The sequence below is a fragment of the Mannheimia sp. ZY171111 genome (genome assembly GCF_017750945.1).
Taxonomy (GTDB): domain Bacteria; phylum Pseudomonadota; class Gammaproteobacteria; order Enterobacterales; family Pasteurellaceae; genus Mannheimia; species Mannheimia pernigra.
On record NZ_CP046532.1, the window covers coordinates 1,087,232 to 1,113,037 of the forward strand.

A 25,806-nucleotide genomic window follows, 5' to 3' on the forward strand; every position below is an offset into this window, starting at 1 on the left:
GGGCGGTGTCTTTCGACACGAGATAGCACAACGATTACGCTAAGTGATGTGTCTTAATCCCTTTCAGGCAGGGCGGTGTCTTTCGACCTCATGGGTACCTAGTAGTAACACCAATTTACTACGTCTTAATCCCTTTCAGGCAGGGCGGTGTCTTTCGACCTCTTAAATCTCGTTTTACTCACATCAATATGGAAGTCTTAATCCCTTTCAGGCAGGGCGGTGTCTTTCGACTACATAAACACTTCAAATAACCCCTAAAAATACGTCTTAATCCCTTTCAGGCAGGGCGGTGTCTTTCGACCACTGAAGCTATATTCCTTCCGATTGAAGGGGGTCGTCTTAATCCCTTTCAGGCAGGGCGGTGTCTTTCGACGTTAAATCTAAACTTAAAGAAGATGCTGCTGTAGCGTCTTAATCCCTTTCAGGCAGGGCGGTGTCTTTCGACAGAGACTACTCTGGGAATGCTCCAGAACAGTCCTAGTCTTAATCCCTTTCAGGCAGGGCGGTGTCTTTCGACACTACTTCTCTTGTTAAAGGGACAGTGAGTTTAGTCTTAATCCCTTTCAGGCAGGGCGGTGTCTTTCGACCAGAGAGATGGAGAAGAATGAAAAATGGCACGTGTCTTAATCCCTTTCAGGCAGGGCGGTGTCTTTCGACTTCTTAATTTCACCCATATTCACTGTTTTTGTGTCTTAATCCCTTTCAGGCAGGGCGGTGTCTTTCGACTGCGGATACCTAAATTTTCCTTATTTTTCAGAAGGTTAAAAATAGGCTTCCCAAAAAATTCAGTAGGCTGAATAGCTGGGTATTGATTTGGTGATAATTTCATCAAAATCATTAAACTCCACAATTAAAGAACGTGGTTATTTTAGCATAAATCAGCTAGTCAGATTAAAGTTATTTGATAGCGGTCGGTATTTTGCAGAAATTTGCAAAAAAACGACCGCTTGCTTAGGCTTAAATTTTGCCTTGTAAATCTGGCAAAATAGCGGAAATATCAATATTTTCTTCCTCGATCAATAATTCGTAACATTGATGTGAAGAAGATGGTATATATGGTGTTTCACAATGACCGATTGAAAATTCCTTTTTAATTCTTTTCCCTAAATGATGACAAGATTCCGAATAGATTTTTTTTGTTTCTTCGGCAAATTCAGCTTCATTTTTCACAAATTTCACCCGATTTTCCAAACTTTCTGCGCTGCCTTTTAAAATAGTGTAAATAGCTAAATACATCGCAAAAACGTCTTCATTAAATAATGAATATGCTATATGTTTCTGTTTCGCCAATACTAAACTCAATAAAAAACTATACTCTTTGGGGGCGAGTTTGATTTCCGTATTTCCGAATCGTACATTTTGATCATCGATCGGGCTTAAAAACGTTAGGCTCGGTTTTGCCAAAATTTGTTGAGCTTTTAACACGGAATCACTATATGAAATTCTGCCGCCCAATAATTCATCCGAAATCCCTAATCCTAACCGAACCCAAGGAATTTCCGCCAACATCACTTTGGCATTCTGGGCATCAAATTCAACCCCTTGGCTATTCATAATTTTGTGCGAATAGGGTTTCGGATAATAAAAGCTCGGTAAGTTCTCAAATTCGGCAGAGACCAAAACGTGCGAAAGGCTGTCGTGCTCCCGCCCATAAAGCGATAACGCATAACCCATAAAAAAGCCCATGGTTTTTCGCCCACCAGCAATCGAAACGTGTAATTGGTTCTGTGGATTTTGGCAAAGTTGCCCTACCAAGCTTACAATTTGATCCGCCGCTAAATTATTCTCTTCGGGTGAGCGAATATCGGACAGTTTTTGGTCATTATGATCCCGAATTATTTCAATGCAACTTTCATCAAAATGAATCTGCTGAAAGCCGAATTGTTCGCCATAATCACTAATAAATTCTTCCAACGCCCCTTTTTGCTCTTTTCGTCCGCCTTCTATACCACACAAGGTTTTTAGCACCTGATTTTTGCCCTGTTGAGTGGTAATCACCCGAATTTCATCGGGAATAAAGCCTTTTTCCGTCACAAGGGCATAAAGCGTTTCCGTCACGACAGCAGGGGACATTCCAGTGACGGAAAGGAGGATTTTTTGGGGTGGTGTGTTCATTATTTCTTACCAATCCAATTTTGAATTTTTGATTTCAACTGCTGTAAGTCTTTTGCCTGAATAAGTTCAATTTTTAAAAATTTAGCTCTATTTTGTACCGATTCAGGTACATCGAAATAAGTAACCAAACATTTTTTGGTCATATAGCCTCCATAATCTTTTAATGTTTCCAATTTATATAAAATATCTTCAGATTTAATACCGCCATTTTTTCCCATCAGTTGCGTTTTAACTTCAATAATATGGAATTTATTGTTTGCCATAAAGGCAATATCAAATTCATTCATATTTCCTTTATTTTCTTTGCTATATTCATTTTTGCCTATTTGATATTTTGAATTTGCCACTTCAATACCACAAGCTAAATCATCAATTTGTTTAACATCTTGTATTTGCAGATAGGTATAATCTTCTAACCAACCACCGCTAAAAAAATCTTTGGTTTTTGTATTTCTAAAATCAATACGATCATTGCAGTAATCAATGAGATCAAGTGCATTTAATTCTCTTAATAGCTCATCCAGCACCGCAATTTTTTTACATTTTGCATCAGTAAAACTGGTTTTAAACCCGCTTTGTTCAGATTTAGTGGCAAGTAAATTTAACATAGGAATTACTACTCTGTATTTATCATACTGTTTTATCCAGCCACTTACCGATTCCACAAGTTTTTCTCTTGATTTAACATCAGACTGTTTTAATGTTCTACCACCGTAAGAAGAAAGATAAATATCTAACGACGTTTTGGCATTCATTATTTGGTCTGGTACCCAATTATTTTTATCATCTTTTGAAATAAAGACCATTCTATTATTATCGGTATCTACATAAAAAATAGGTTTCCCTAATGCAGAGAAAGCGTGTTCCGCAGCAATAGAGATCAATTTAGTTGCACCAGTTACATTGAGTGCAATATTTTGTTCTTCATATTCTTCAGCTAATTTAAAAAATTCGTCTTCCATTAAGCCAAAATTAAATTCATCTTGTAATACAGTAATAGTTGATTTTACACCCACTTTTTTAAAGGTTTCCGCTAAAAATTGCCCTTTTTCTTTCATTCTTTGGGTAACAATTAAAACAACTTCTTTAGGTTTAAATTTACTGTCTAAAAGAGGCAATAAATTTGGTGCAGCTTGATCAGAAACTAAACAAAAATGTACATCATACTTTTGCATAAAAACCTCTATAATTTTTCGATATAAAATGGCTGTAACGAACAACCTTGTTCCACAAGTTGCTCACAGGTTAATTCCGTTCCACGTTGATAACGTGCAACATTAACAGATAAAAAATAGAATTTCGCCCCTTTTTGACAAACCTCCGCCGCCAAATGGATCGGCAATGTGCCGATAACAATATCATCAGCTTGTATATTGGCAACATTCAAATGCTCAACAAAACGATCGATATGAATCGGTTGTTGCTTAATCCATTCAATTGCCCCAATATGGCGGGAAACAAACCAAGTTATCATCACTCTCCGTAAGGGCGTTACTGCTGTACTAAAAATTGTTTCATCAATGGTGCATAGCAAATGCACTCTATAAGCGGTAAATTTACCCGAAAATAATGCAAAATCGCTATGTTACAAATTTGTAATCCGATATTTCCCTAAGCCGAAAGTTGCATTTTTGCCACAATGTAACCATTGACCCAAATAAAGCAATTTTGCCCAATTTACTGGGACATTGTCGAGCTGCCAATGACCGACCACGCCACCCAATTTCATTTTCTGCTTTTGGCGGCTGGAATAACGTGTCCAATCTTGCCACTGCAACTGTTTGCTTTCCTGAATCGGCTCAATTTCTGTAATGAGCTGTTCAAAATCTAAATGTAACTGTAACTGCTGGGCGTGAAATTCGGCTAACAATGAAATGCGTTTTGCTAAGGTAATTAACAGTCGGGTTTTGTTGATTTCCTTTTCTCGCAATGGTTTGCCGTTTTCTTGAATGCGTAATGGGGTGATAAATTCCAATTTTAATGATGAGGGTAAATCAGACGGAACAGACAACATTTGTGAGTGTTCCCGAATTTTTTCCTGCTGAAACAGAGAAAAAGCGGTTTGGTTTTCCGCAATTTTTGCAAAATCGGTCAGTGTGGCTTTTCCGCCCACCAAATTAAATTCCAGTGCCCGTTTAAACGCAAATAAAATTAGTGGTAGTTGCTCTAATGTTCGTCCAAATAACACCAAATCAAAGGCGAAAATATCGCCTTTTGAGTAGCATTGTTCGCCCCATTCTAATGGCTCGATGACATAAGCGTTCGGTACTTGGCTAAATTTTTGCAAAGGGTGATCATTCGGTGCCGGTGTTTCAAAAATGTTAGTGTAAGGGCAGGTTTGATAAAGCCAACAGCCGTGGCATTCGGCTTGCTTTGTCATACAGCTGATTTTTCGCAATGCCCGTCCAAACGCACCTCGCAATGCGGAACCGGCATATTCGGGCAAAGCGAAGGGAGTGGTGACTTGGAATGTTAGGCGGTAGCGGATAATGGGTAATTCGGTTGGGAGCATTATTCTTCCATCAATTTTCTAAGCAATTTATTTAGATCTTTATCTGCATTTTTCTTTTTCAGTTCAATGCGTTTAAGAATAAGGTCTTTGGTAATATGTTCCGCTATAAACTGTTTATCTTCCTTGCTCCAATTTACTGCCTCATTTTCAATTAACAATTTCACTTCTTTTAATAAAATAGATGAACTATCTATCTGTTTTTCATTACTAGCATTGAATTTATTTTCTAATTCAATCACTTTCCTATGATTTTCAGACAGTGAATTCAAAGCGTTTTGTTTCTCTTGAATTTCTTTTTCAATCTCCAACTCTTTTAAGTAATTATGTAATGAATTTTTTGGATTTAAGCACCATTTTTTTAGCAATGCATTATTTTCTTGTTCATTGGAGAACTCTAATAATGCCCAACCGAAAGGTTGGATTGTTTCTGATTTTTCCGTGGAATCCGATGCAACCCATAAAGTATGAGATTCTTTGCTGATTTCACCATTAACAGATAAAGCTCTTAAATTATGGTCACTATACATTTTAGTTTCAGAACCGCTACGCCCTAAACGAATCAGTGCTACTTTTTCATTTTGCAAAATGGTTTTCACATTTTCTATATAATTTCTAGTGTTAATTAAATCATTTTCAATTAGAATTTGAAGTTCTTTTTCTAAAATAGGTAGGTTATATGCATTTAACGCCTTAATTATGTGTTCATCCTTTAATAAAACCTTATTGTTTTCATTTAACAACGTTAAAGAAGCTGAGTAAGATCTAAATTGCATTGAGCTGATACATTCTCTACGAACACTAATGCCTTTAAATGCATTTCTATCTTTACCAAGAGTTTTCTTAACATTTACTGCGTAAATTATTTTTGTAAGGGAAGAGTTTTTATCAGTTGGAACAAAATCACTAAATTTGATTCTTTGAGAGGTAATCTTTTCATTGTTTTTGGAATTAAAATCACCAATATATTGATGAACTAAATCATCATTCAATGCTTTTAGTTTTTTTGCATAACCTTCTCGACTTTCTGAACGCTGTTTAACAGGAACTGAAAAAATCGTTTTATCGCTCTGATTTTCACTATCTAATAAAGCGGTAATAACACTTCCTTTTACACTGCTTGCAGGAATATACGACTGATTACAATAAGGTAAATAGGCGTGTCGTTCAATAAGAAGAGCATTAAATACTTGCTTGTTATTATTTTCTCTTTGTACGACTTTACCTAATTTATTTTTCCATTCACTAGAAATTTTGGCAGAAACGGGAATTTTGATGCAAGCATTATTAATAGCTAATTCAATAACATCTTCTTTAGCAAAAAAAGACTGAATCTGCTGAATACTTTCATCAGTAATATTTCGGCAAATATCCATTAATTGATTACGTTGAGATTCAGAAAGACCTAATTTACTTGCATCAAAACAATAGATATTATTTTCTTTAATCACATAATTCGTCGGCTCAAAATCTTCCCCACAGCCAATGTGAATCGGGCTAATAGGGGTGAGATATACCTTGTGTGTTGTTAAAAATTCGCTCATTGTCACTTCCTTATTTGTCGGAATGGTCGGCGTTAAAATTCAAATAGACCGGCACAATCGGGGCGTAGCCTTGATGTACTGCATTCGGTTGGGCGTAAGAGACATTACCCAAGCCGTTACCTAAAAAGAGGCGTGTTTGCCACTCGGTCGGGCGGAAAATGGCGGCACATTTAGCCAAAATAATCGGTTTTTTAAACGGATTCTGCCCTAATGCAGCCAAACCGCCGTGTCGGCCAAAACGGGTGTGAAGCTGATAAAAGCTGTCGTTTTTATCCAAGTCCACCCCTTGTGGGGCCGTGTTTGCCAGCGTTAAATAGGCATTTGCATTTTCGGTGGCAAATTGCACTGCTTGCACGGACTCAATCTTAAATTTACCCAACCCGATCGAGGCATCTCGCCCAAAGCCGAATTGCCCCATATCGCTTAAACATTGTGTGACCTCATCCACCGAAATACGCTGTTCATCCACCACAATATAAAGATCTAATGCGGTATCGTGTTGATACCAAATTTGTGGCATCGCATAAGGGGCGAACATTCCGTCTTTGCCGGTGGTCATTGTTTGACGACTGAGGGTGTTATGCGGCTGGGGGTGCTTGGTTTTGCACATTACTTCGCTATCGGATTTTGCAGATTTTTGCCAAGAATTAACCGCTTGTGTGTGAGTGTCAAAAGCAATCAATGCTTTCTTTTTCAACACTTTGCGATCTTGGGCAACTTCGCCTTTTTCCCAGAGTTGGGAAGGCAATACCGGTAGCGGTAAAAATCCACTTGGAAAGGCATCGGAAATCACGGCGAACGGCTTGCCCGTGGTGTAGCCTTGTAGCAACTCGGTTAATTTCGCCTCGCCCAGGCGGTGCGACACCGCCCAACAGAATTGCCCGAAGAGGCTGTCCCCCACGAGTGGTGTGCCAAATGCTGTGAGCGTTTTCAGGGTAAAAAGATAGATTTTCATACTGCCGCCTTACACAAAAGGATTTTCAGGTAATGTCGTCTCTTTTCCGCCTACTGTCAGCTTTTCAAAGGCGATTTTGCCATAACCACGAGAGCCTGAACCGCCTAGACTGTCGAGTTCTAAAAGACGTAAGCCTTTCAAGATTAAGTCCAATAATTCCTCACTGTCGCCCTCAAATTGGCGAAGGGTGAGTTTAAAATCAAATTCTGCACCGGCCGGCACACGTTCGGTTTGACGTGGATTATCGGCGGTAGCGGTAATACGGTTGATGGTATTTTCACTTTTCGCTTCGGTCAGCAATAAGTTATCTGCACGAATTTGATCCTCCCATTCCGGATTTAAATTGCAATCCCAAAAGGCTAAACGAGATACGCCTAATTCTTTTAATAATGTCTCATCATTTTTGCTGTCGCCGGTGACACCAAATAATTTCAGGATATTTTTCACCGCACTTTTATCTTTGGCGTTACTAATATCGTTTAATTTCAGTGGTTCACCCGAGGTAATTTCGCCACTTTTCCATTCCAATAACGATCGAATTTTACCTTTTAAACTTGAACCAGGAATATAAGGCGATTGGGTGAGCGGGTTTTTAATCACAGTATTATCAATACCACCGATGTGCATTTCGCTATCGCCTGCTCCAATATGTAACCCGGTTTTTAACACCAATGTTGCCGTTATTTCAATAATGTTGATCAGTTTCATTCTATTTCTCCTTAGCCGTTTTTACGGGTTTCTTCTAATTTGCAATAGCCCATTACGGCTTCCATAAATAATTTGGCATCACGCAAGGTTTCTGCGGATTTCACTTCATCAATACAACGGTTAAACACGTCGCTGAAATTGCTATCAATATGTTTCCGACCTTGTGCATAAGCTACTTTGGCTTTAAGCATTTTGATAAAAGGTTCAAGCTCCTGATATTTTTCTTCACGGTTCTCTCGAGTTGTTTGAACACGATCATTCCACATCGCCAATTCGTCATAAAATTTGCGTAACTGCGAGGTTTTATTTGCGTTGTTGTTTTTGGATTTAATTTGTTTTGCCGCATTTTCTGCCACCGCAGAAAAAATCTCAGCACTTTTCTCTTTGCCAAATTTAATCATCATAAATACCTCTTATTTTCGGATTTGATAGAAATAGTTAAATAGTGGAATTTTAAACGCCGATTTATGCGTTTCAATTCCGATATTGCCGAATGATGTGGAAATTTCCTCCAACGCTTTTTGACGTTGATCTTTCGGTAATTTATCCACCACATAACGGCTGGTTTTATAGTAAAAACGACTCCGCCACATTGTGCTTTCAATGTGTTGTGTATCTGCCGCCAGATCGGCAAACTGAATTAATGCGTAGAGGTAAGCGGTTGAAATTGGATATTTTTCTGCAAGTCGCTCAATATTCTCTCCTAATGCCATTAAACTCGTCCATTTTGACCAAGGCACTGACTGCTGATAAATAGTGAAAGCATTTTTGCCCTCGACGCCTTTGGCTTTTTCCAAGGCGTCTTCCGCTAGTCCACCTAGCTGTGGTATGGGTATTCCAAGTTTAGCCATCACCATACCAGCCGAGAAATGAATATTTGGATTGTCTGCTACATAACGCTTAAACTCTCTCTGCATTTCGCCTGCTAATTGTTGTGTTTCAAGCCACGGACCGATTAAAAAGAAGTCATCACCACCGGCAAAGACGGTGTACATATTCGGGAATTTTTCTGAACAAATCGCAGGTAGCCATAAGCTAAAAAATTGGTTCATTTGACGAGAAAGTGCAGCCATTTTTGCTAAATTCGGCTGTTTTAAGCCTTTTTGGAAAATCGTCCCGAGATTATCCACATCGCCTTTTAGTGTCATTAGTGCAATTTGCCCTTCGCCGGTTTCTGCATTTCGATGCGTTGTGGCAAGTGTGTCAAACGGCGTAATCTCTCCGTTTCGAGAGGCTACATAACCGTTAATATAACGGCGGGAGTAGCCGTGCCAAATCTCACTATCCTGATTTTCTGGCAATTCAAAATCCCAAAAACGCAGAATATCAACTTTGCCAAATTTACCGCTGATCTCTTCATTTTGGGTAAAAATGATTTTATAACCAAAAATAGACAGATGAAGAGGCGTAGTGTGTCGATCTTCGTAAATATCACTTTGTTCATCACAAATTAAAATGCGATCTTTTTTGACTAAATGCTCACCGATTAAAATCTGATCCAACGACATTTTAGCAAAACCGTCGATTTCCGCCGGAAAATAACTATTTAACTGACAAACACCTTGTGAATAATCCGCAGATTGCACGCTCTGCGTACTATCTAATAAATCCAAACGCTGTAATTTAATTTTTTCGAAATCATTAAATAGACTATTTCGTAATGTGGAAAAATTCTCTGCAGAAAAATCCGATTGATTGGCTGTTTTGGTTGCGATGCCCAAACCAATTAGTCCGTAGGTGTGCTTTACAAACCATTGATTTAGTTCTGATTTTGCATTTTCTACTGCATTTTTGACCGCTTGCGTATTTGGGGCAATAATTAAGAATTTTCCTGCGGCATTCATTATTTGGCTGGTTGAGGGTAATTTACACGCCTGTAATACTTTCAGTGCGGCAAGTTCAGTGAAAAGCGAAACTTGGAAAGAACGCCCGCGTAATAATTTCGCCGCCTGTTTGTTGGTTTCACTTCCGCTGGAAAAAATAAAATCTTGAATCCCGAAAAAATCACCTTGAATTAGTAAGAATTCGCCGTTTTCCTCTTTATCGTTTGTTTGGTCGTATAAATAGAGTGCAGTGGCTAAGGTTGCAATAGCTTTACTGTAATCATAAAGGGAAATGTCAGAAGCATAGGCTGATGGAATATTGCCAGTAAAAATTTGGTAAGCAGTATCGAAATGATCTAGCCAAAGATCGGGCTTCTTTTCGTGAGATTTGGGAATTTTGTTTAAACCCGCCAAAAAATCTTGCCAAAGCTTATCATAGTGTCCTTCTTTCTGTTTTCTGGGAAAAATAGTGTCAGAATTGACCGCTTGAATAGGATAAAAATGTGCCAAACTTTTGTGGTTTTCCAATTCGATATTTTCAAATAATGTAGAAAGATGTTGTTTGGGAGTATTTTTAATTGTCTGACCTAGAAGCAGTTGCTCTGCTTTTTGAATGAAAGTTGAAATGTCGTGAGCTATTGGGAATATGTGGCTAGCAATCGATTTATGTTCTGCATTCGCTCTTTGTGCAAAAATGGATAGCTGAGAGGTAAGTGCTTGAAAAGCGATATGGCAGGATTTTTCTGAAATTGAGTGATTCATTTCATTGCTCCATATTGATAATAAATGTAGGTTAAGTATATCTTTTGTTTCATCTTTTATAAATAATTGCAAATTTGTAATTTTTTAAGAGATATATTAAAAAAAACACTAGCAAAGATGCTAGTGTAATATTGAAGTCCCTTTTTACTTCGCCAAAAACTGATAAATCGCAGCCATATCCACTTCGCTCAAGCCTGAATCGTTCGCTTGGTTGTAGGTTTTGGTTGCTTGCTCAATCAGCGGATAAGATTTGCCTAGTTTTGCAATTTCCTCGCTCGCTAAATTAAAATCTTTTGTCATATGTTTCATCATAAATGCTGGCTGGAACTCGTTGGCTAAATACATAGGCACTTTCGCTTGGAAAATTTGGCTATTCATAAACGATCCAGAAATCATCTCAATCACTTGCTCTTTCGGAATACCGTATTGGCTAGCAAAATTCAACGCTTCGCCATACGCCTGAATGAAAATACCGAGTAGCGAGTTGATCATCAACTTAATGCCGCCTGCTTTGCCCACTTCGCCATAGTAGAATGTCGTGGTACTAAAGGCTGCGAAAAGCGGTTTTAATTGCGCAATGATTTCTTCTTTACCCGCCGAAAGCACGAGTAATTTACCCGCTTCTGCCACCTTGCTTGAACCTGAAACGGGAGCTTCTACAAATTCCGCTCCGTGCTGTGCTAATAAGGCTTCCACCGCTTGGTTTTGGCTTGGTGAAATGGTGCTCATATTCACAAACACTTTGCCTTTTGCTTTTGCTAACACTTCAGGGCTTAGCACCTGCTGAACAGAAGCATAATCTGCAATCATCAAGAAAATGACTTCGTGAGCTTTTACTAACTCCACTACCGATGAATATCGTTTTCCGCCTGCTGCAACCACTTCTTCTGCTTTTTCTGGGCTACGATTATAAACCCCTACTTTTACACCATTATTAAGTAAGTGCTTCGCCATTGGCTCGCCCATCTGGCCTAAACCAATCCAACCTATTTGTTGTGTATTCAATGTTTGCATTGTTTTCTCCTTGTTTCTATGAAAAGCGTTTTGATTATTACGGCTTTCAGTAATGAAGTCAAACGCATAGATGGCTTGAATATGCAAAGAGAAAAGAGTAGCATTTTGCTAATTTTTTCTTCAACAAATAATAATGAAACCAACAATTCTTTTATATGATTCTGGAATGGGTGGTCTGACCGTGTATGATGAGATCCGGAAAGTGTTACCCAACGCCTATTATCTCTATTGTTTTGATAATGCGTTTTTCCCTTATTCGGAGAAATCGGAAGCCGTGTTGATTACGCGAGCGGTCAAAATTGTGCAAAAAATTGCAGAAAAACGACCGCTTGATATGGTGGTAGTCGCGTGCAATACGGCGAGCACTGTGGTTTTGCCAGCATTACGAGAACATTTTAGTTTCCCGATTGTCGGCACCGTGCCTGCAATCAAGCCTGCGGCGGAAGTGTCACAAACAAAAACAATTGGTTTACTGGCAACCAAAGGCACCGTTACTCGTCCTTATGTGGCGGAGCTAATCGAAAAATATGCTCAAGATTGTGTTGTGGAAAAAATTGGCACAACCGATTTAGTGGAAATTGTGGAAGAAAAACAGCGGACAGGCAAGGTGGATATGAATCGCCTGCTGAATGTGGTAGAAGAGTGGAAAAACCACCCGACATTGGATACGATCATTCTAGGCTGCACCCATTTCCCATTGGTTAAAGCGGAATTAAAACAAATTTTGCCAAATGTTCGATATTTTGTTGATCCTGGCATTGGTATAGCCAAACGAGTGGTGAGCTTGCTAGAAACTCAAGGAGTAGCTCAATCTCAATATGGTCGCAATACGCCAAACGAGGCTTTTTGTACCAGCCAAGGCGATGACTTGGTAATTAAACAAAAAATAATGCAGCAATCGGGATTTAATCAGCTATCAGTGCTTGATATTTAAACTAAAATAAGCATTTTGGTGAAAAATAGCACATTTGAGAAAAATTTTTTAAAAAAGTCCTTGCGTTCGTATCATATTTCACTATAATGCACGGCACACAACGACGCGCTGTTGTGAATTATTTAGATGTTGATTACGGTGCGTCGTTTTGTTTTGTTCTTTAACAAATTATCAGACAATCTGTGTGGGCACTTGTTGATAGACTTGATTTAAAACTATTTTTATTTTTAAAACTTGAAGTCTTAATAGGTGCTTATAACTAGAAATTCATTATTTTTGATTTCTTGACTTAAGTTAAGTTTAGAAGTTGAAGTGAACTTTAGCTAAGCAGTTTATTGAGCGATTAAACTTTTAATTGAAGAGTTTGATCATGGCTCAGATTGAACGCTGGCGGCAGGCTTAACACATGCAAGTCGAACGGTAGCAGGTTAGTACTTGTACTAATGCTGACGAGTGGCGGACGGGTGAGTAATGCTTGGGAATCTGGCTTATGGAGGGGGATAACGACTGGAAACGGTCGCTAATACCGCGTAATCTCTAAGGAGGAAAGGGTGGGACTTTCGGGCCACCTGCCATAAGATGAGCCCAAGTGAGATTAGGTAGTTGGTGAGGTAATGGCTCACCAAGCCGTCGATCTCTAGCTGGTCTGAGAGGATGACCAGCCACACTGGAACTGAGACACGGTCCAGACTCCTACGGGAGGCAGCAGTGGGGAATATTGCACAATGGGGGGAACCCTGATGCAGCCATGCCGCGTGAATGAAGAAGGCCTTCGGGTTGTAAAGTTCTTTCGGTCGCGAGGAAGGCGTTGATTTTAATAGAATCGGCGATTGACGTTAACGACAGAAGAAGCACCGGCTAACTCCGTGCCAGCAGCCGCGGTAATACGGGGGGTGCAAGCGTTAATCGGAATAACTGGGCGTAAAGGGCACGCAGGCGGACTTTTAAGTGAGATGTGAAAGCCCCGGGCTTAACCTGGGAATTGCATTTCAGACTGGGGGTCTAGAGTACTTTAGGGAGGGGTAGAATTCCACGTGTAGCGGTGAAATGCGTAGAGATGTGGAGGAATACCGAAGGCGAAGGCAGCCCCTTGGGAATGTACTGACGCTCATGTGCGAAAGCGTGGGGAGCAAACAGGATTAGATACCCTGGTAGTCCACGCTGTAAACGCTGTCGATTTGGGGATTGGGCTTTAAGCTTGGTGCCCGTAGCTAACGTGATAAATCGACCGCCTGGGGAGTACGGCCGCAAGGTTAAAACTCAAATGAATTGACGGGGGCCCGCACAAGCGGTGGAGCATGTGGTTTAATTCGATGCAACGCGAAGAACCTTACCTACTCTTGACATCCAGAGAATCCTGTAGAGATATGGGAGTGCCTTCGGGAGCTCTGAGACAGGTGCTGCATGGCTGTCGTCAGCTCGTGTTGTGAAATGTTGGGTTAAGTCCCGCAACGAGCGCAACCCTTATCCTTTGTTGCCAGCACGTTATGGTGGGAACTCAAAGGAGACTGCCGGTGATAAACCGGAGGAAGGTGGGGATGACGTCAAGTCATCATGGCCCTTACGAGTAGGGCTACACACGTGCTACAATGGCGTATACAGAGGGCGGCGAGCCAGCGATGGTGAGCGAATCTCACAAAGTACGTCTAAGTCCGGATTGGAGTCTGCAACTCGACTCCATGAAGTCGGAATCGCTAGTAATCGCAAATCAGAATGTTGCGGTGAATACGTTCCCGGGCCTTGTACACACCGCCCGTCACACCATGGGAGTGGGTTGTACCAGAAGTAGATAGCTTAACCGCAAGGGGGGCGTTTACCACGGTATGATTCATGACTGGGGTGAAGTCGTAACAAGGTAACCGTAGGGGAACCTGCGGTTGGATCACCTCCTTACCAAAAAAAATCAAGTGCGAGGCTAGGCGAGAGTTTAGCGTCGCGACGACAGCAAGTGTTCACACAGATTGTTTGATAGAAAGTAGAATAAACAGAAACATCCTTTTGGGTCTGTAGCTCAGGTGGTTAGAGCGCACCCCTGATAAGGGTGAGGTCGGTGGTTCAAGTCCACTCAGACCCACCACTCAATGACGTGAGTAAGCGAAAGCGAAAGCACAGAATGTGAGTGAAAACTAAAAGGAAGTGGTAAGTCAATGATGTCTGGGGATATAGCTCAGCTGGGAGAGCGCCTGCCTTGCACGCAGGAGGTCAGCGGTTCGATCCCGCTTATCTCCACCAAGCATCGTGAGTCGTCATACCTAAGGTAGCAAGCGGTTGAATTTGAGCAAAGATTTGCAATATTCAATAAAAAAGAGACCGCTTGTTAATTTAGGTATGATGAGAGTCGAAAGACATTATCATCGTTGTTCTTTAAAAATTTAGAAACAAGCTGAAAAACTGAGAGATTTTCGAAAGAAAGTCTGAGTATGTAATAAAATCTTAGCTGAACAAAAGCAGCTAAGTGTTTAGTTTAAAACAGACTTTAAATGTGTTGTTATGTTGTTTTTTCTTTCCTTTTGATTGAAATACAAAAACAAAAACATTTGAGGTTGTATAGTTAAGTGACTAAGCGCACAAGGTGGATGCCTTGGCAATCAGAGGCGATGAAGGACGTGCTAATCTGCGAAAAGCTTGGATGAGTCGATAAGAGGCGTTTAATCCAAGATGTCCGAATGGGGAAACCCAGTAGATGAAGAATCTACTATCACTTGCTGAATACATAGGCAAGTGAAGCAAACCGGGAGAACTGAAACATCTAAGTACCCCGAGGAAAAGAAATCAACCGAGATTTCGTTAGTAGCGGCGAGCGAACGCGAAAGAGCCAGTGAGTAATAGCGGATTTATTAGAGGAATGAGCTGGGAAGCTCAATCATAGAGGGTGATAATCCCGTACTCGAAAATATTTCCGTGGTACTAAGCTCACAACAAGTAGGGCGGGACACGTGATATCCTGTTTGAAGATGGGGGGACCATCCTCCAAGGCTAAATACTCCTGATTGACCGATAGTGAACCAGTACTGTGAAGGAAAGGCGAAAAGAACCCCGGCGAGGGGAGTGAAATAGAACCTGAAACCTTGTGCGTACAAGCAGTGGGAGCAGATTTATTCTGTGACTGCGTACCTTTTGTATAATGGGTCAGCGACTTATATTTTGTAGCAAGGTTAACTGAATAAGGGAGCCGTAGGGAAACCGAGTCTTAACTGGGCGTATAGTTGCAAGGTATAGACCCGAAACCCGGTGATCTAGCCATGGGCAGGTTGAAGGTTGGGTAACACTAACTGGAGGACCGAACCGACTAATGTTGAAAAATTAGCGGATGACTTGTGGCTGGGGGTGAAAGGCCAATCAAACCGGGAGATAGCTGGTTCTCCCCGAAATCTATTTAGGTAGAGCCTTATGTGAATACCTTCGGGGGTAGAGCACTGTTTCGGCTAGGGGTCCATCCCGGATTACCAACCCGATGCAAACTGCGAATACCGAAGAGTAATGCATAGGAGACACACGGTGGGTGCTAACGTTCATCGTGGAGAGGGAAACAACCCAGACCGCCAGCTAAGGTCCCCAAGTACTAGTTAAGTGGGAAACGAAGTGGGAAGGCTTAGACAGCTAGGATGTTGGCTTAGAAGCAGCCATCATTTAAAGAAAGCGTAATAGCTCACTAGTCGAGTCGGCCTGCGCGGAAGATGTAACGGGGCTAAAACTAGTCACCGAAGCTGCGGCATCAATGGAAACATTGTTGGGTAGGGGAGCGTTCTGTAAGCGGAAGAAGGTGAGTCGAGAGGCTTGCTGGACGTATCAGAAGTGCGAATGCTGACATAAGTAACGATAAAACGAGTGAAAAACTCGTTCGCCGGAAGACCAAGGGTTCCTGTCCAACGTTAATCGGGGCAGGGTGAGTCGGCCCCTAAGGCGAGGCTGAAAAGCGTAGTCGATGGGAAACGGGTTAATATTCCCGTACTTGGTGTAATTGCGATGTGGGGACGGAGAAGGTTAGGTTATCAGGGTGTTGGATTACCCTGTTTAAGCTGGTAGTTGGGAAGATTAGGCAAATCCGGTCTTCTATTAACAACGAGAAGTGATGACGAGACTCTACGGAGTTGAAGTAACCGATACCACGCTTCCAGGAAAAGCCACTAAGCGTCAGATTACACTAAACCGTACTATAAACCGACACAGGTGGTCAGGTAGAGAATACTCAGGCGCTTGAGAGAACTCGGGTGAAGGAACTAGGCAAAATAGCACCGTAACTTCGGGAGAAGGTGCGCCGGCGTAGATTGTAATCCCTCGCGGATGAAGGTTGAACCGGTCGAAGATACCAGCTGGCTGCAACTGTTTATTAAAAACACAGCACTCTGCAAACACGAAAGTGGACGTATAGGGTGTGATGCCTGCCCGGTGCTGGAAGGTTAATTGATGGTGTTATCGAAAGAGAAGCTCCTGATCGAAGCCCCAGTAAACGGCGGCCGTAACTATAACGGTCCTAAGGTAGCGAAATTCCTTGTCGGGTAAGTTCCGACCTGCACGAATGGCATAATGATGGCCAGGCTGTCTCCACCCGAGACTCAGTGAAATTGAAATCGCCGTGAAGATGCGGTGTACCCGCGGCTAGACGGAAAGACCCCGTGAACCTTTACTATAGCTTGACACTGAACATTGAATTTTGATGTGTAGGATAGGTGGGAGCCTTTGAAGATGACACGCTAGTGTTGTTGGAGGCGTCCTTGAAATACCACCCTTTAACGTTTGATGTTCTAACGAAGTACTCGGAACGAGTACTCGGACAGTGTCTGGTGGGTAGTTTGACTGGGGCGGTCTCCTCCCAAAGAGTAACGGAGGAGCACGAAGGTTTGCTAATGACGGTCGGACATCGTCAGGTTAGTGCAATGGTAGAAGCAAGCTTAACTGCGAGACAGACAAGTCGAGCAGGTGCGAAAGCAGGTCATAGTGATCCGGTGGTTCTGAATGGAAGGGCCATCGCTCAACGGATAAAAGGTACTCCGGGGATAACAGGCTGATACCGCCCAAGAGTTCATATCGACGGCGGTGTTTGGCACCTCGATGTCGGCTCATCACATCCTGGGGCTGAAGTAGGTCCCAAGGGTATGGCTGTTCGCCATTTAAAGTGGTACGCGAGCTGGGTTTAGAACGTCGTGAGACAGTTCGGTCCCTATCTGCCGTGGGCGTTGGAGAATTGGTTGGGGCTGCTCCTAGTACGAGAGGACCGGAGTGGACGCACCGCTGGTGTTTCGGTTGTGTCGCCAGACGCATTGCCGAGTAGCTACGTGCGGAAGAGATAAGTGCTGAAAGCATCTAAGCACGAAACTTGCCAAGAGATGAGTTCTCCCAGTCTATAAGACTGTAAGGGTTGTTGGAGACTACGACGTAGATAGGCACAATGTGTAAGCGTAGCGATACGTTGAGCTAATGTGTACTAATTGCCCGAGAGGCTTAACTATACAACGCTCAAGTGTTTTTATAGAAAAAATAAGAAAGCACGAAGCGAAGTAACGTAAAGTAAAGACTAAACAAACAAGACAGACAAACAAATAAACTCAGAAAATAAATAAATAAACTCAGAATCAACAGCTTGTTTTTAGATTAAAGAACAAAAAATAGAAAGACAGAAAATCAACAAGATTTTCCCGACGACAATAGTGCTGTGGTTCTACCTGATTCCATACCGAACTCAGAAGTAAAACGCAGTGACGCCGATGGTAGTGTGGTGATTCGCCATGTGAGAGTAGGGCATCGTCGGGATTTATTTCCTTAGTTTTTTTGATAAAGAGATAAGAGAATTAAGGAAATAACCGAATTTGATTGATAATCATAGTGCTGTGGCTCTACCTGACTCCATACCGAACTCAGAAGTAAAACGCAGTAACGCCGATGGTAGTGTGGTGATTCGCCATGTGAGAGTAGGGCATTATCAATTTAAGTATTGAGGAGCGGTAGTTCAGCTGGTTAGAATACCTGCCTGTCACGCAGGGGGTCGCGGGTTCGAGTCCCGTCCGTTCCGCCAATTTATTTAACCGATTAGTATATGCTAATCGGTTTTTTGTTTTTTATGCTTTTTTTAAATTCTGCTAGAATTGCAGAATTCTGAGTAAAAATAACCGCTTGTATGGCTGAACTTGATCCTATTATCGAACAGTTTCTTGATACGTTATGGCAAGAACATAGTTTGTCTAAAAATACGATAGCCTCTTATCGTTTTGATTTAGAGCGTTTTTCTGATTATTTTTCTAAGCCTAAGGCTTTCTTATATGTCGATCAGTTTGATTTACAAGCTTTTTTAGGAGAGCGGTTAGAGCAAGGCTATAAAGCGGCAAGTACAGCGCGTATGTTAAGCTGCTTACGAAAATTTTTTCGTTTTCTTAGTCTTGAAAATTATCGCGAAGATGATCCGACTCTCACACTGAGCTCTCCTAAACGCGGTGTACATTTACCCAAATCATTAAGTGAAGATCAAGTGATGGATTTACTGGATGCGCCTAATACTTTAGACCCAATAGAATTGCGGGATAAAGCGATGTTAGAGCTGCTTTATGCAACAGGTCTGCGTGTAACGGAGCTGGTTTCTCTTTCCATAGATAATCTGAGCTTGAAACAGGGCGTGGTGAGAATTATTGGTAAGGGAGATAAAGAGCGGTTGGTGCCGTTAGGTGAAGAAGCTAGTTATTGGATACAAGAGTTTTTTCAATATGGTCGTTCTCTATTATTAAATAATCAGCCATCTGATGTGGTGTTTCCAAGTCGTAGAGGACAGCAGATGACAAGGCAAACCTTTTGGCATCGGATAAAGCATTATGCGGTGCTTGCAGGTATTGATCCAGATAAGCTTTCGCCACACGTTCTTCGCCACGCTTTTGCTACTCATTTGGTGAACCACGGTGCGGATTTGCGAGTAGTGCAAATGTTGCTTGGGCATAGTGATTTATCCACTACGCAAATTTATACCCAAGTTGCAAAAGCTCGTTTGAAATCGCTGCATCAACAATTTCATCCAAGAGGCTAATTATTGATACAAGCCACAAATTCATCTTGCCAAAAGATAAGTAATGTGTGGTTTCTTTCCCATACAGGCACATTATGTTGTTGCCAGATTTTTTTCATTTCTTCCCGATGCGGTTTTCTGTAACATTTCACCTTGCCTTGTTGCCCAATTTTTAGATAAGTCGGCTCTTGAGCCAGCTCTTTTGGTAATAACAAGCGGTGTGTTTTTGTATTTTTTTTGTAAATGATCTCTTGGTTATGGCGTGTTATTTTTCCAAGCTGATAGGGAAGAACGATTTCGCATTCTGCTTTCAAGATGATTTTAAAATTAGGAATTCTTGAGATTTCATCGGTAATATAGATTGATTGTTGGTAACGTCTAATCACCTTTTCCCCAATTTTGACCTGTGGATTTTTATCTTGATTTGCAAAAATTAGCTTAGAAATGACCGCTTGTAGTTGAGCTTGGCTGGGCATCATTATGTTATATTTTGCTAGCCATAGGCGGATTAATTGCTGTTGTTTGAGTACTGAGAAATGCTTGAAATTATCAATTGTAAGTTGGTTTTTTTCTCCGAGTCTTTTTGCTAATTCCTCTTCAAGGAGTTCTTCAATGAGCTCTTGTTGCTTCGCACAATGTTGGGCTGAGCGAGCCACCATTTTGCTGAAGTGAGTCCAACGTTGATTAAGCAAAGGAAGGATTTCATTGCGTAGAAAATTTCGATCGTAGTGATTATTAGTGTTACTTTCATCGTTAATCCACTCAAGCTGATTATTTTTCGCATAAGCCAAAATGTCTGTTTTGCTAAAGGTTAATAGCGGTCGAAAAATGGTAAAATGTTGCAAGAAACTGACCGCTTGCATAGCGGATAATCCTTTAATGCCACTCCCTCGCTTTAATGCAAGAAAAAAAGTTTCTGCTTGGTCATCTAAATGGTGAGCGGTGGCTAATATTTCGTTGGGCTTTAAATGTTGTTGAATGGCGTGATAGCGAGCTTCTCTTGCACCACATTCTACCCCTTTAGCTTGATCAACGGTTACTTTTTGCAAAATAAAGGGAATATTTAACCGCTTACAGTATTGTTCGCAGAACATTGCCCAGCCGTTGGCATTGGGGCTTAATCCGTGATGGATGTAAATCGCCCTGACATTCAATGCGGTGCGAGAGAACAAGTGGAGCAATACCACCGAATCCACACCGCCGCTTAAGCCGACTAAGAAATCGGTTTGCTGGGGCAGATGATTTTTGCACTCTGCTTGGAAGCGGTTAAAAAGTGTCATATTATTTGCCAATACAGAATGAGCTGAAGATATTGCCTAAAAGATCGTCAGAGGTAAATTGCCCTGTGATTTCGCTTAACGCGTTCTGCACTAATCGTAATTCTTCAGCTAATAATTCGCCTGCTAAAAATTGGGTCAGTTGGGTGTGTCCACGTTCTAAATGTTCGGCTGCAGTTTCTAGTGCTTGTAAATGCCGACGTCGAGCTAAAAATCCCCCTTCTGTTGAGCTTTGATAGCCCATTGATTTTTTTAAATGCTCACGCAATAAATCAACCCCTTCTTTTGTTTGAGCAGACAGGCGAATCATAGTGAAATCATCAACTTGAATTAATCCCTCAGGCTCTCCCGATAAATCAACTTTGTTGCGAATCACGGTAACAGGCATATTTGCTGGTAGTTTTGCTAAGAAATCAGCCCATTCGTTACGGAATTGATCCGCTTGTTGCTCAGTGCTATCAATCATTAATAAAACCTGATCAGCTTGAGCTATTTCGTCCCACGCACGAGCAATACCTATTCGTTCAACCTCATCGTAGGCATCACGTAAGCCTGCTGTGTCAATAATGTGTAGCGGCATTCCATCAATGTGAATATGTTCACGCAACACATCACGGGTTGTGCCTGCAATGTTGGTGACGATTGCAGCCTCTCGTCCAGCTAAAGCATTGAGCAAGCTTGATTTTCCTGCATTTGGGCGACCTGCAATTACTACTTTCATACCTTCACGCAAAATGGTACCTTGTTTTGCTTCGTGACGAACAGCATTTAATTGAGCAATAATTTCGTGTAATTTTGCCTCAATTTTACCATCGGCTAAAAAATCTATTTCTTCGTCAGGGAAGTCGATAGCTGCTTCTACATAAGTGCGTAAGTAGATGACAGAATCCACTAACTTATTGATTTTATGGGAAAATTCCCCTTGTAGTGATTTTAAAGCGGAGCGAGCCGCTTGTTCGCTAGTGGCATCAATTAAATCGGCAATCGCTTCTGCTTGGGCAAGATCGAGCTTGTCGTTTAAAAAAGCTTGTTCGGAAAATTCGCCTGCACGAGCAATGCGTAGCCCTTTGACTTGCAAAATGCGTTTGAGTAACAAGTCTAAAATAACTTGACCGCCGTGCCCTTGTAGCTCCAGCACATCTTCGCCAGTAAAGGAATTAGGTGCTTTGAAAAATAGTGCAATGCCTTGATCTAACACTGTGCCGTCTTCATCTTTAAATGGCAAATAGTTGGCTATGCGGGGGGATAATTTTTTGCCTAATACGGCTTCTGCCACATTTTCTGCCAGTGGACCAGAAACCCGTAAAATACCAACGCCCCCTCGACCAATCGGGGTGGCTTGAGCAACAATAGTGTCTTTCATTTTATATCCTTGAATAGTTACAAGCGGTCGAATTTCATCAAAATTTGCAAAAAGTCAGCAAAATAGTACCGCTTTTAATAGTGGTTATAATACCGAAACCAGGCCCAAAGGTAAAACAAAAGCCGATTGCTCGCCTTAAGCCGAAAGAGTAGAATATCGCTCCTTATTTAAACAATTTAGCTCAATTTAATGACTTTAGAAAAACTATTACTCGTTCGCCGATTTATTTCTACTACCGCATTTTTTTCTATGCAAAGTGTGTTTTTCTTTTATTTAGAAGGAAAAGGATTAGATAACGCACAAATTGCTTTTTCACTCTCATTACTGCTGTTTTGTAACCAAGCGTTGGCTATTTTTGCTGGCATTTGGGGGGATCGCTATGGTTTAGCTAAGATGATGTTACTAGGCTGCTTATTGGATGTTGTCGCTTATATGCTGTTTTTAGCGGCAGATAACTATATCATTTTGCTGATGGCGACAACGTGTTTCGGCTTAGGCAGTTGCTTGTTCGGCACAAATGCGAGAGCTTGTTTACTGGCTCTTGCAGGTAATGAATATGCCACAAAAACGCGTTTACAAGGTAAATACTTAAAAGTCACCAGTATGTCTTCAATGTTAGCACCGATTATCATCATTCCATTTATAAAATTTGAAATGATTGATACGCTGATTTGGATTTGCTTTGTTTTAGAGGCAATATTATTTGCATTTATGGTTAAGCCATTTTCTGCGGTAGAAGGTATCAGCGGGGGGATAAAATTTCAATTTTCGCACATTAAAAAAATTGTGACCAAAGAGTTTTTATTTGCTCACTTAATGTTATTTGTGCCACTTAGTGTGGCTTCTTCGTACTTTATTATCTTTCCGTATCTGTTTGATAAAGTGCTAAATGCACCGGAACATTCGCCGATTGCGTTATTTATTAATGGCATTTTAACGGTAAGTTTGCAATCTACATTTTCGCGTAAAATCAACTTAACTAAAAAGCAACTGGTTCGGGTTTCGCCTTTATTAGCGGTGGCGATTATTGCCCCTTGGTTTGTTGCGGTGAAATTTGCTACCTTAATCGCTGCCTATATTTACACTGTGATTTTCACCTTTGTTGAAGTCTTCGCTCTCACTGCAATGGCGAATTTATTGGTGAAGTTTGATAACGGTACGCATCGAGGGTTTATTTTTGGCTCATCAAGGTTGATTTTATCAATCACAACGGTTATTACGATGAATTTAGTACCCGTGATTTTTTTTGTTTAAGATAACAAGCGGTCGTTTTTCACCAATTTTTGGCAAATAAAAAGCCGTTAGTGAACAGGAACTCATTAACGGCTTATTCATTTTTATTTATTCCATTGGCGTTTGGAAGTTATCATAAGTTAATCCCAATTTTTGACGGGCGGCTTCTGCTTGTGAGCAAGGATAAAAATTGGTTACAGCTGAGCGTTGTTCGTGTTTGCTGTAGTGGTTGCCAATTTGTTTTACCTTCTCCACACATTGATTGTAATCTTGTTTCAACAGATCTGGATTTTTAGTGTAGTTTTCAATAACCGCTTGCTCTTTGGATCTTAAGACTTTTTCAAATGCTCTTTTTACTCTTAATGGCTTCTTGTTGCTGAAACTAGCATATTCAGATTGTTGCTGTTCTAATACAGGTAAATCTTGAGTTTCAAAGGCTTTTTCAGCTTGTTCGCCTAATGCAGTTTCCCAAATGGAGCAAGCAGAAAGTGGACGCTTGTCTTTTGCACAGAAGGCTTTTTCTTGTTTGAGTAATTCATCATAAGGCAGTTTCATTAACTCTTTTTTGCCAAGCTCTACATTTTCTAGATGAATTTCTTCGATAGCTTTACAAGCATAATTATCTCGCGGTATGGCAAAACTCGTTTTACTAAATTGGTTAACATATTTTGCACAATCTGAATTTACAATATAGTGAGCTGAGGCTTTCCAGTCTGATTGCCCTAGTTCTTGTTTAATTTTTGCCTTTTCACGGTCAATTTCCTCTCGTGCTTTTGCTTCAGCTGCCTTACGTTCTTGCTCGGCTTTGATTTTGCGATCTTCTTTGATTGCATCAATAGCAGCATGACATTCTGCATCTTTTTGGAGAGCTTTGGCCGCATTTTCATCTTTCTTTTGCCAAGCCTCTATGGCTTTATTTTCACATTCAGTTTTTTTTGCTTCCGCCTTATCAATATTTTGTAAATAGTAGGCTTTATCTTTTTCGGAACAGCCAGTTAATGCAAAGGTTGTGGTAATAATGCTTGCGAAAATTATTTTTTTCATCGATTTCTCCTTATATGAATGAAAACAATAGTATTATATCATTGTTTTTTTTTGTGCGATTTGATGTGATTTTTTAACCGTTAAACGGTACGATAGCCATATAAAAGCCCTGTAAGTTTTTGATCTGCCCCCAAAAAGTTAGACTGTTATTTAAAGGACTGATGTCGATATTGTATCGGACTCAGTCCTTTTAGTTTTAGTTGGATTCGTTCTTCATTATAGTAACGAACATATTCATTGATGACTTGTTCCAGTTCATCAATACTCTCAAACGTTTTTTCGTAAAAGCATTCTGTTTTCATTCGCCCAAAAAAGCTTTCCATCGCCGCATTATCTAAACAATTCCCTTTCCCAGACATACTTTGCTGAATACCATTTTTAGCTAATAGACTCTGATAACGATGCATTTGATAATGAAAACCTTGGTCTGAATGTCATATCAGATTTGCATTTCTCGGGAGCTTTTCGACCGCTTGTCATAACATTTTCTGTACAAGCATACCATTTGGGCTACGGCTCATTTGATAAGCGACCAATTCATTGTTAAAGCAATCTAAAATCGGCGAAAAATAGAGCTTCTCTTCTTTCACTTTAAATTCGCTAATGTCTGTCAGCCATTTCTCATTCGGCTTAGTTGCACTAAAGTTTCTTTGTAACAGATTTGGCGCGATTTTGCCTTGTTCTCCTTTATAAGCGTTATATTTACGTTGTTTCTTCGACCTAACTTGTCAGCCCATTACTTGAATCAAGCGTTGAACTCGTTTGTGATTCACATCGCCTAATTTTGCGGTGACTCGGCGATAACCATAGTGAGGCTCTTTCTGCTTAATTTCACAAATCCGTTTTTTGAGCTCACTGTCTTTGTCTAATTTAGGGGGTTGATGATAAAAGAATGTACTTCGAGCCAGCTTTGCTATTCGCAGAAGAATAGCTAACGGATAGTGTTCTCTTAACTTTTGGATTGTTTCTGCCGTTTGGCTTCGCCCCTTTTGATTATCTCGTCTAACTTTTTTAGATAGGTTACCTCTGCTTCTAGTTCTAAAATACGCAAGCGTAGGCGGTCTTCTTCTGTTTTAGGCGGTGGCGGCATTTTCGCATAGTGAGGCTTCATACTCGGGCGACCTTTGGATTTTGGTTGGAGTCCATTTATACCGCTTTTCCGAAAGGCTTTCAACCATTGGCTGATTACCCCGCTATTGGAAATACCAAAATGAAGAGTCGCCTCTTCAGCAGAAAATAAACCATCAAGGATTGATTTAATCACCTGAAACTTAAATTCTGGAGAGTAAGCTCTTTTACAATGGAGGACAGCTAACCCATTGATACCTGAATATTTATATTGAGCAATCCAACGTCTCACTGTTTTACTAGATAAATCAAAATGATGAAGTGTTATAGGAAGATTTTCGTGATGTTCAACATAGAAATCCACGACTTGTTGTTTAAAAATTTGGGGGTATTTAGTCATAAAAAATCTGCACCTTAATCAGTTGGAAAGTGAGTCTAACTTTTTGGGGTCAGATCATTTTATTTACAG

General features: G+C 40.8%; 16 protein-coding genes, 3 tRNA genes, 4 rRNA genes, 1 pseudogene and 1 CRISPR repeat array (1 of these 25 running past the window's edge). Of the genes and pseudogenes, 10 read left to right on the forward strand and 14 right to left on the reverse strand.

The genetic code is table 11. From position 1 onward, the window contains the following. Positions 1-726: a CRISPR direct-repeat array (repeat unit 37 nt; unit sequence GTCTTAATCCCTTTCAGGCAGGGCGGTGTCTTTCGAC) (it extends 91 nt beyond the left edge of the window). A 231-nt stretch (positions 727-957) separates the two neighbouring features. The 10 genes from csm6 to GM698_RS05245 all read right to left on the reverse strand — a co-directional run bounded on the left by csm6 (position 958) and on the right by GM698_RS05245 (position 11,484). Continuing rightward, positions 958-2,115: a CRISPR-associated ring nuclease Csm6 gene (gene csm6 / locus GM698_RS05200; RefSeq protein ID WP_209289761.1), complete on the reverse strand. Its 1,158-nt coding sequence runs from the start codon at positions 2,113-2,115 to the stop codon at positions 958-960. Beyond that, positions 2,115-3,290 carry a Card1-like endonuclease domain-containing protein gene (locus GM698_RS05205; protein ID WP_176809448.1) on the reverse strand — a complete coding sequence of 392 codons (1,176 nt, stop codon included), beginning with the start codon at positions 3,288-3,290 and terminating at the stop codon, positions 2,115-2,117. The genes csm6 and GM698_RS05205 overlap by 1 nt, the downstream gene beginning before the upstream one ends. Before the next feature lie 8 nt (positions 3,291-3,298). Then, positions 3,299-3,589 (reverse strand): CRISPR-associated protein Csx16, encoded by a 291-nt coding sequence (csx16, locus tag GM698_RS05210; RefSeq protein WP_209289762.1) that lies wholly within the window; start codon positions 3,587-3,589, stop codon positions 3,299-3,301. 111 nt (positions 3,590-3,700) lie between these two features. Beyond that, positions 3,701-4,627 (reverse strand): CRISPR system precrRNA processing endoribonuclease RAMP protein Cas6, encoded by a 927-nt coding sequence (gene cas6, locus GM698_RS05215; RefSeq protein WP_209289763.1) that lies wholly within the window; start codon positions 4,625-4,627, stop codon positions 3,701-3,703. Next, on the reverse strand, positions 4,627-6,168 hold the full coding sequence (locus GM698_RS05220; protein ID WP_176809451.1) for an RAMP superfamily CRISPR-associated protein: 1,542 nt from the start codon (positions 6,166-6,168) through the stop codon (positions 4,627-4,629). The genes cas6 and GM698_RS05220 overlap by 1 nt, the downstream gene beginning before the upstream one ends. 10 nt (positions 6,169-6,178) lie before the next feature. Beyond that, positions 6,179-7,123: a CRISPR-associated protein Csm4 gene (locus tag GM698_RS05225; protein ID WP_176812059.1), complete on the reverse strand. Its 945-nt coding sequence runs from the start codon at positions 7,121-7,123 to the stop codon at positions 6,179-6,181. Positions 7,124-7,132: 9 nt separating this feature from the next. Continuing rightward, a complete protein-coding gene (gene csm3 / locus GM698_RS05230) occupies positions 7,133-7,831 on the reverse strand; it encodes a type III-A CRISPR-associated RAMP protein Csm3 (protein WP_176812058.1) in 699 nt (232 codons plus the stop codon). A gap of 11 nt (positions 7,832-7,842) precedes the next feature. Next, positions 7,843-8,235, reverse strand: a complete 393-nt coding sequence (gene csm2 / locus GM698_RS05235; RefSeq protein ID WP_176812057.1) for a type III-A CRISPR-associated protein Csm2 — start codon at positions 8,233-8,235, stop codon at positions 7,843-7,845. Between the two features lie 9 nt (positions 8,236-8,244). After that, positions 8,245-10,416 (reverse strand): type III-A CRISPR-associated protein Cas10/Csm1, encoded by a 2,172-nt coding sequence (cas10, locus tag GM698_RS05240; protein WP_176812056.1) that lies wholly within the window; start codon positions 10,414-10,416, stop codon positions 8,245-8,247. Positions 10,417-10,560: 144 nt separating this feature from the next. Next, on the reverse strand, positions 10,561-11,484 hold the full coding sequence (locus GM698_RS05245; protein WP_337790846.1) for an NAD(P)-dependent oxidoreductase: 924 nt from the start codon (positions 11,482-11,484) through the stop codon (positions 10,561-10,563). Positions 11,485-11,563: 79 nt separating this feature from the next. On the opposite strand from GM698_RS05245, the gene murI reads away from it, so the two are divergent. The 9 genes from murI (at position 11,564) to xerD (ending at position 19,373) form a co-directional block, all read left to right on the forward strand. After that, positions 11,564-12,364: a glutamate racemase gene (gene murI / locus GM698_RS05250; protein WP_176807784.1), complete on the forward strand. Its 801-nt coding sequence runs from the start codon at positions 11,564-11,566 to the stop codon at positions 12,362-12,364. A gap of 352 nt (positions 12,365-12,716) precedes the next feature. Continuing rightward, positions 12,717-14,257 (forward strand): 16S ribosomal RNA (locus GM698_RS05255). 107 nt (positions 14,258-14,364) lie between these two features. After that, a tRNA-Ile gene (locus GM698_RS05260) sits at positions 14,365-14,441 on the forward strand. 79 nt (positions 14,442-14,520) lie between these two features. After that, a tRNA-Ala gene (locus GM698_RS05265) sits at positions 14,521-14,596 on the forward strand. 317 nt (positions 14,597-14,913) lie between these two features. Next, positions 14,914-17,814: ribosomal RNA gene (locus GM698_RS05270) — 23S ribosomal RNA — on the forward strand. Between the two features lie 185 nt (positions 17,815-17,999). After that, positions 18,000-18,115 (forward strand): 5S ribosomal RNA (gene rrf / locus GM698_RS05275). 59 nt (positions 18,116-18,174) lie between these two features. Next, positions 18,175-18,290 (forward strand): 5S ribosomal RNA (gene rrf, locus GM698_RS05280). Together the 16S, 23S and 5S rRNA genes with 3 tRNA genes alongside form the textbook arrangement of a ribosomal RNA operon. Before the next feature lie 10 nt (positions 18,291-18,300). After that, positions 18,301-18,377 (forward strand) — tRNA-Asp (locus GM698_RS05285). Between the two features lie 102 nt (positions 18,378-18,479). Next, positions 18,480-19,373, forward strand: a complete 894-nt coding sequence (xerD, locus tag GM698_RS05290; protein WP_176807783.1) for a site-specific tyrosine recombinase XerD — start codon at positions 18,480-18,482, stop codon at positions 19,371-19,373. Here the strand turns inward: xerD and tilS are convergent. Both tilS and mnmE read right to left on the reverse strand, forming a co-directional pair. Beyond that, the gene (gene tilS, locus GM698_RS05295) at positions 19,370-20,632 is read right to left on the reverse strand and encodes a tRNA lysidine(34) synthetase TilS (RefSeq protein WP_209289055.1); all 1,263 of its coding nucleotides are present in this window, start codon (positions 20,630-20,632) and stop codon (positions 19,370-19,372) included. The two genes, xerD and tilS, sit on opposite strands and share 4 nt — an antisense overlap. 1 nt (position 20,633) lies before the next feature. Further along, on the reverse strand, positions 20,634-21,992 hold the full coding sequence (gene mnmE, locus GM698_RS05300) for a tRNA uridine-5-carboxymethylaminomethyl(34) synthesis GTPase MnmE (RefSeq protein WP_176809460.1): 1,359 nt from the start codon (positions 21,990-21,992) through the stop codon (positions 20,634-20,636). 189 nt (positions 21,993-22,181) lie between these two features. Between mnmE and GM698_RS05305 the strand changes: the two genes are divergently transcribed. Further along, positions 22,182-23,246 (forward strand): MFS transporter, encoded by a 1,065-nt coding sequence (locus GM698_RS05305; protein WP_159628792.1) that lies wholly within the window; start codon positions 22,182-22,184, stop codon positions 23,244-23,246. A gap of 87 nt (positions 23,247-23,333) precedes the next feature. On the opposite strand, the gene GM698_RS05310 is transcribed toward GM698_RS05305, so the two are convergent. Together GM698_RS05310 and GM698_RS05315 are read right to left on the reverse strand one after the other, a co-directional pair. Then, positions 23,334-24,269, reverse strand: a complete 936-nt coding sequence (locus GM698_RS05310) for a hypothetical protein (RefSeq protein ID WP_176812051.1) — start codon at positions 24,267-24,269, stop codon at positions 23,334-23,336. Positions 24,270-24,415: 146 nt separating this feature from the next. Further along, positions 24,416-25,737: pseudogene (locus GM698_RS05315) on the reverse strand (IS3 family transposase). Between the last annotated feature and the right edge of the window lie 69 nt (positions 25,738-25,806).

Bases quoted from the DNA above. Each gene is read 5' to 3' on its own strand.
- csm6 (WP_209289761.1), bottom strand. From the start codon at position 2,115: ATGAACACACCACCCCAAAAAATCCTCCTTTCCGTCACTGGAATGTCC.
- GM698_RS05205 (WP_176809448.1), bottom strand. From the start codon at position 3,290: ATGCAAAAGTATGATGTACATTTTTGTTTAGTTTCTGATCAAGCTGCA.
- csx16 (WP_209289762.1), bottom strand. From the start codon at position 3,589: ATGATAACTTGGTTTGTTTCCCGCCATATTGGGGCAATTGAATGGATT.
- cas6 (WP_209289763.1), bottom strand. From the start codon at position 4,627: ATGCTCCCAACCGAATTACCCATTATCCGCTACCGCCTAACATTCCAA.
- GM698_RS05220 (WP_176809451.1), bottom strand. From the start codon at position 6,168: ATGAGCGAATTTTTAACAACACACAAGGTATATCTCACCCCTATTAGC.
- GM698_RS05225 (WP_176812059.1), bottom strand. From the start codon at position 7,123: ATGAAAATCTATCTTTTTACCCTGAAAACGCTCACAGCATTTGGCACA.
- csm3 (WP_176812058.1), bottom strand. From the start codon at position 7,831: ATGAAACTGATCAACATTATTGAAATAACGGCAACATTGGTGTTAAAA.
- csm2 (WP_176812057.1), bottom strand. From the start codon at position 8,235: ATGATGATTAAATTTGGCAAAGAGAAAAGTGCTGAGATTTTTTCTGCG.
- cas10 (WP_176812056.1), bottom strand. From the start codon at position 10,416: ATGAATCACTCAATTTCAGAAAAATCCTGCCATATCGCTTTTCAAGCA.
- murI (WP_176807784.1), top strand. From the start codon at position 11,564: ATGAAACCAACAATTCTTTTATATGATTCTGGAATGGGTGGTCTGACC.
- xerD (WP_176807783.1), top strand. From the start codon at position 18,480: ATGGCTGAACTTGATCCTATTATCGAACAGTTTCTTGATACGTTATGG.
- tilS (WP_209289055.1), bottom strand. From the start codon at position 20,632: ATGACACTTTTTAACCGCTTCCAAGCAGAGTGCAAAAATCATCTGCCC.
- mnmE (WP_176809460.1), bottom strand. From the start codon at position 21,992: ATGAAAGACACTATTGTTGCTCAAGCCACCCCGATTGGTCGAGGGGGC.
- GM698_RS05305 (WP_159628792.1), top strand. From the start codon at position 22,182: ATGACTTTAGAAAAACTATTACTCGTTCGCCGATTTATTTCTACTACC.
- GM698_RS05310 (WP_176812051.1), bottom strand. From the start codon at position 24,269: ATGAAAAAAATAATTTTCGCAAGCATTATTACCACAACCTTTGCATTA.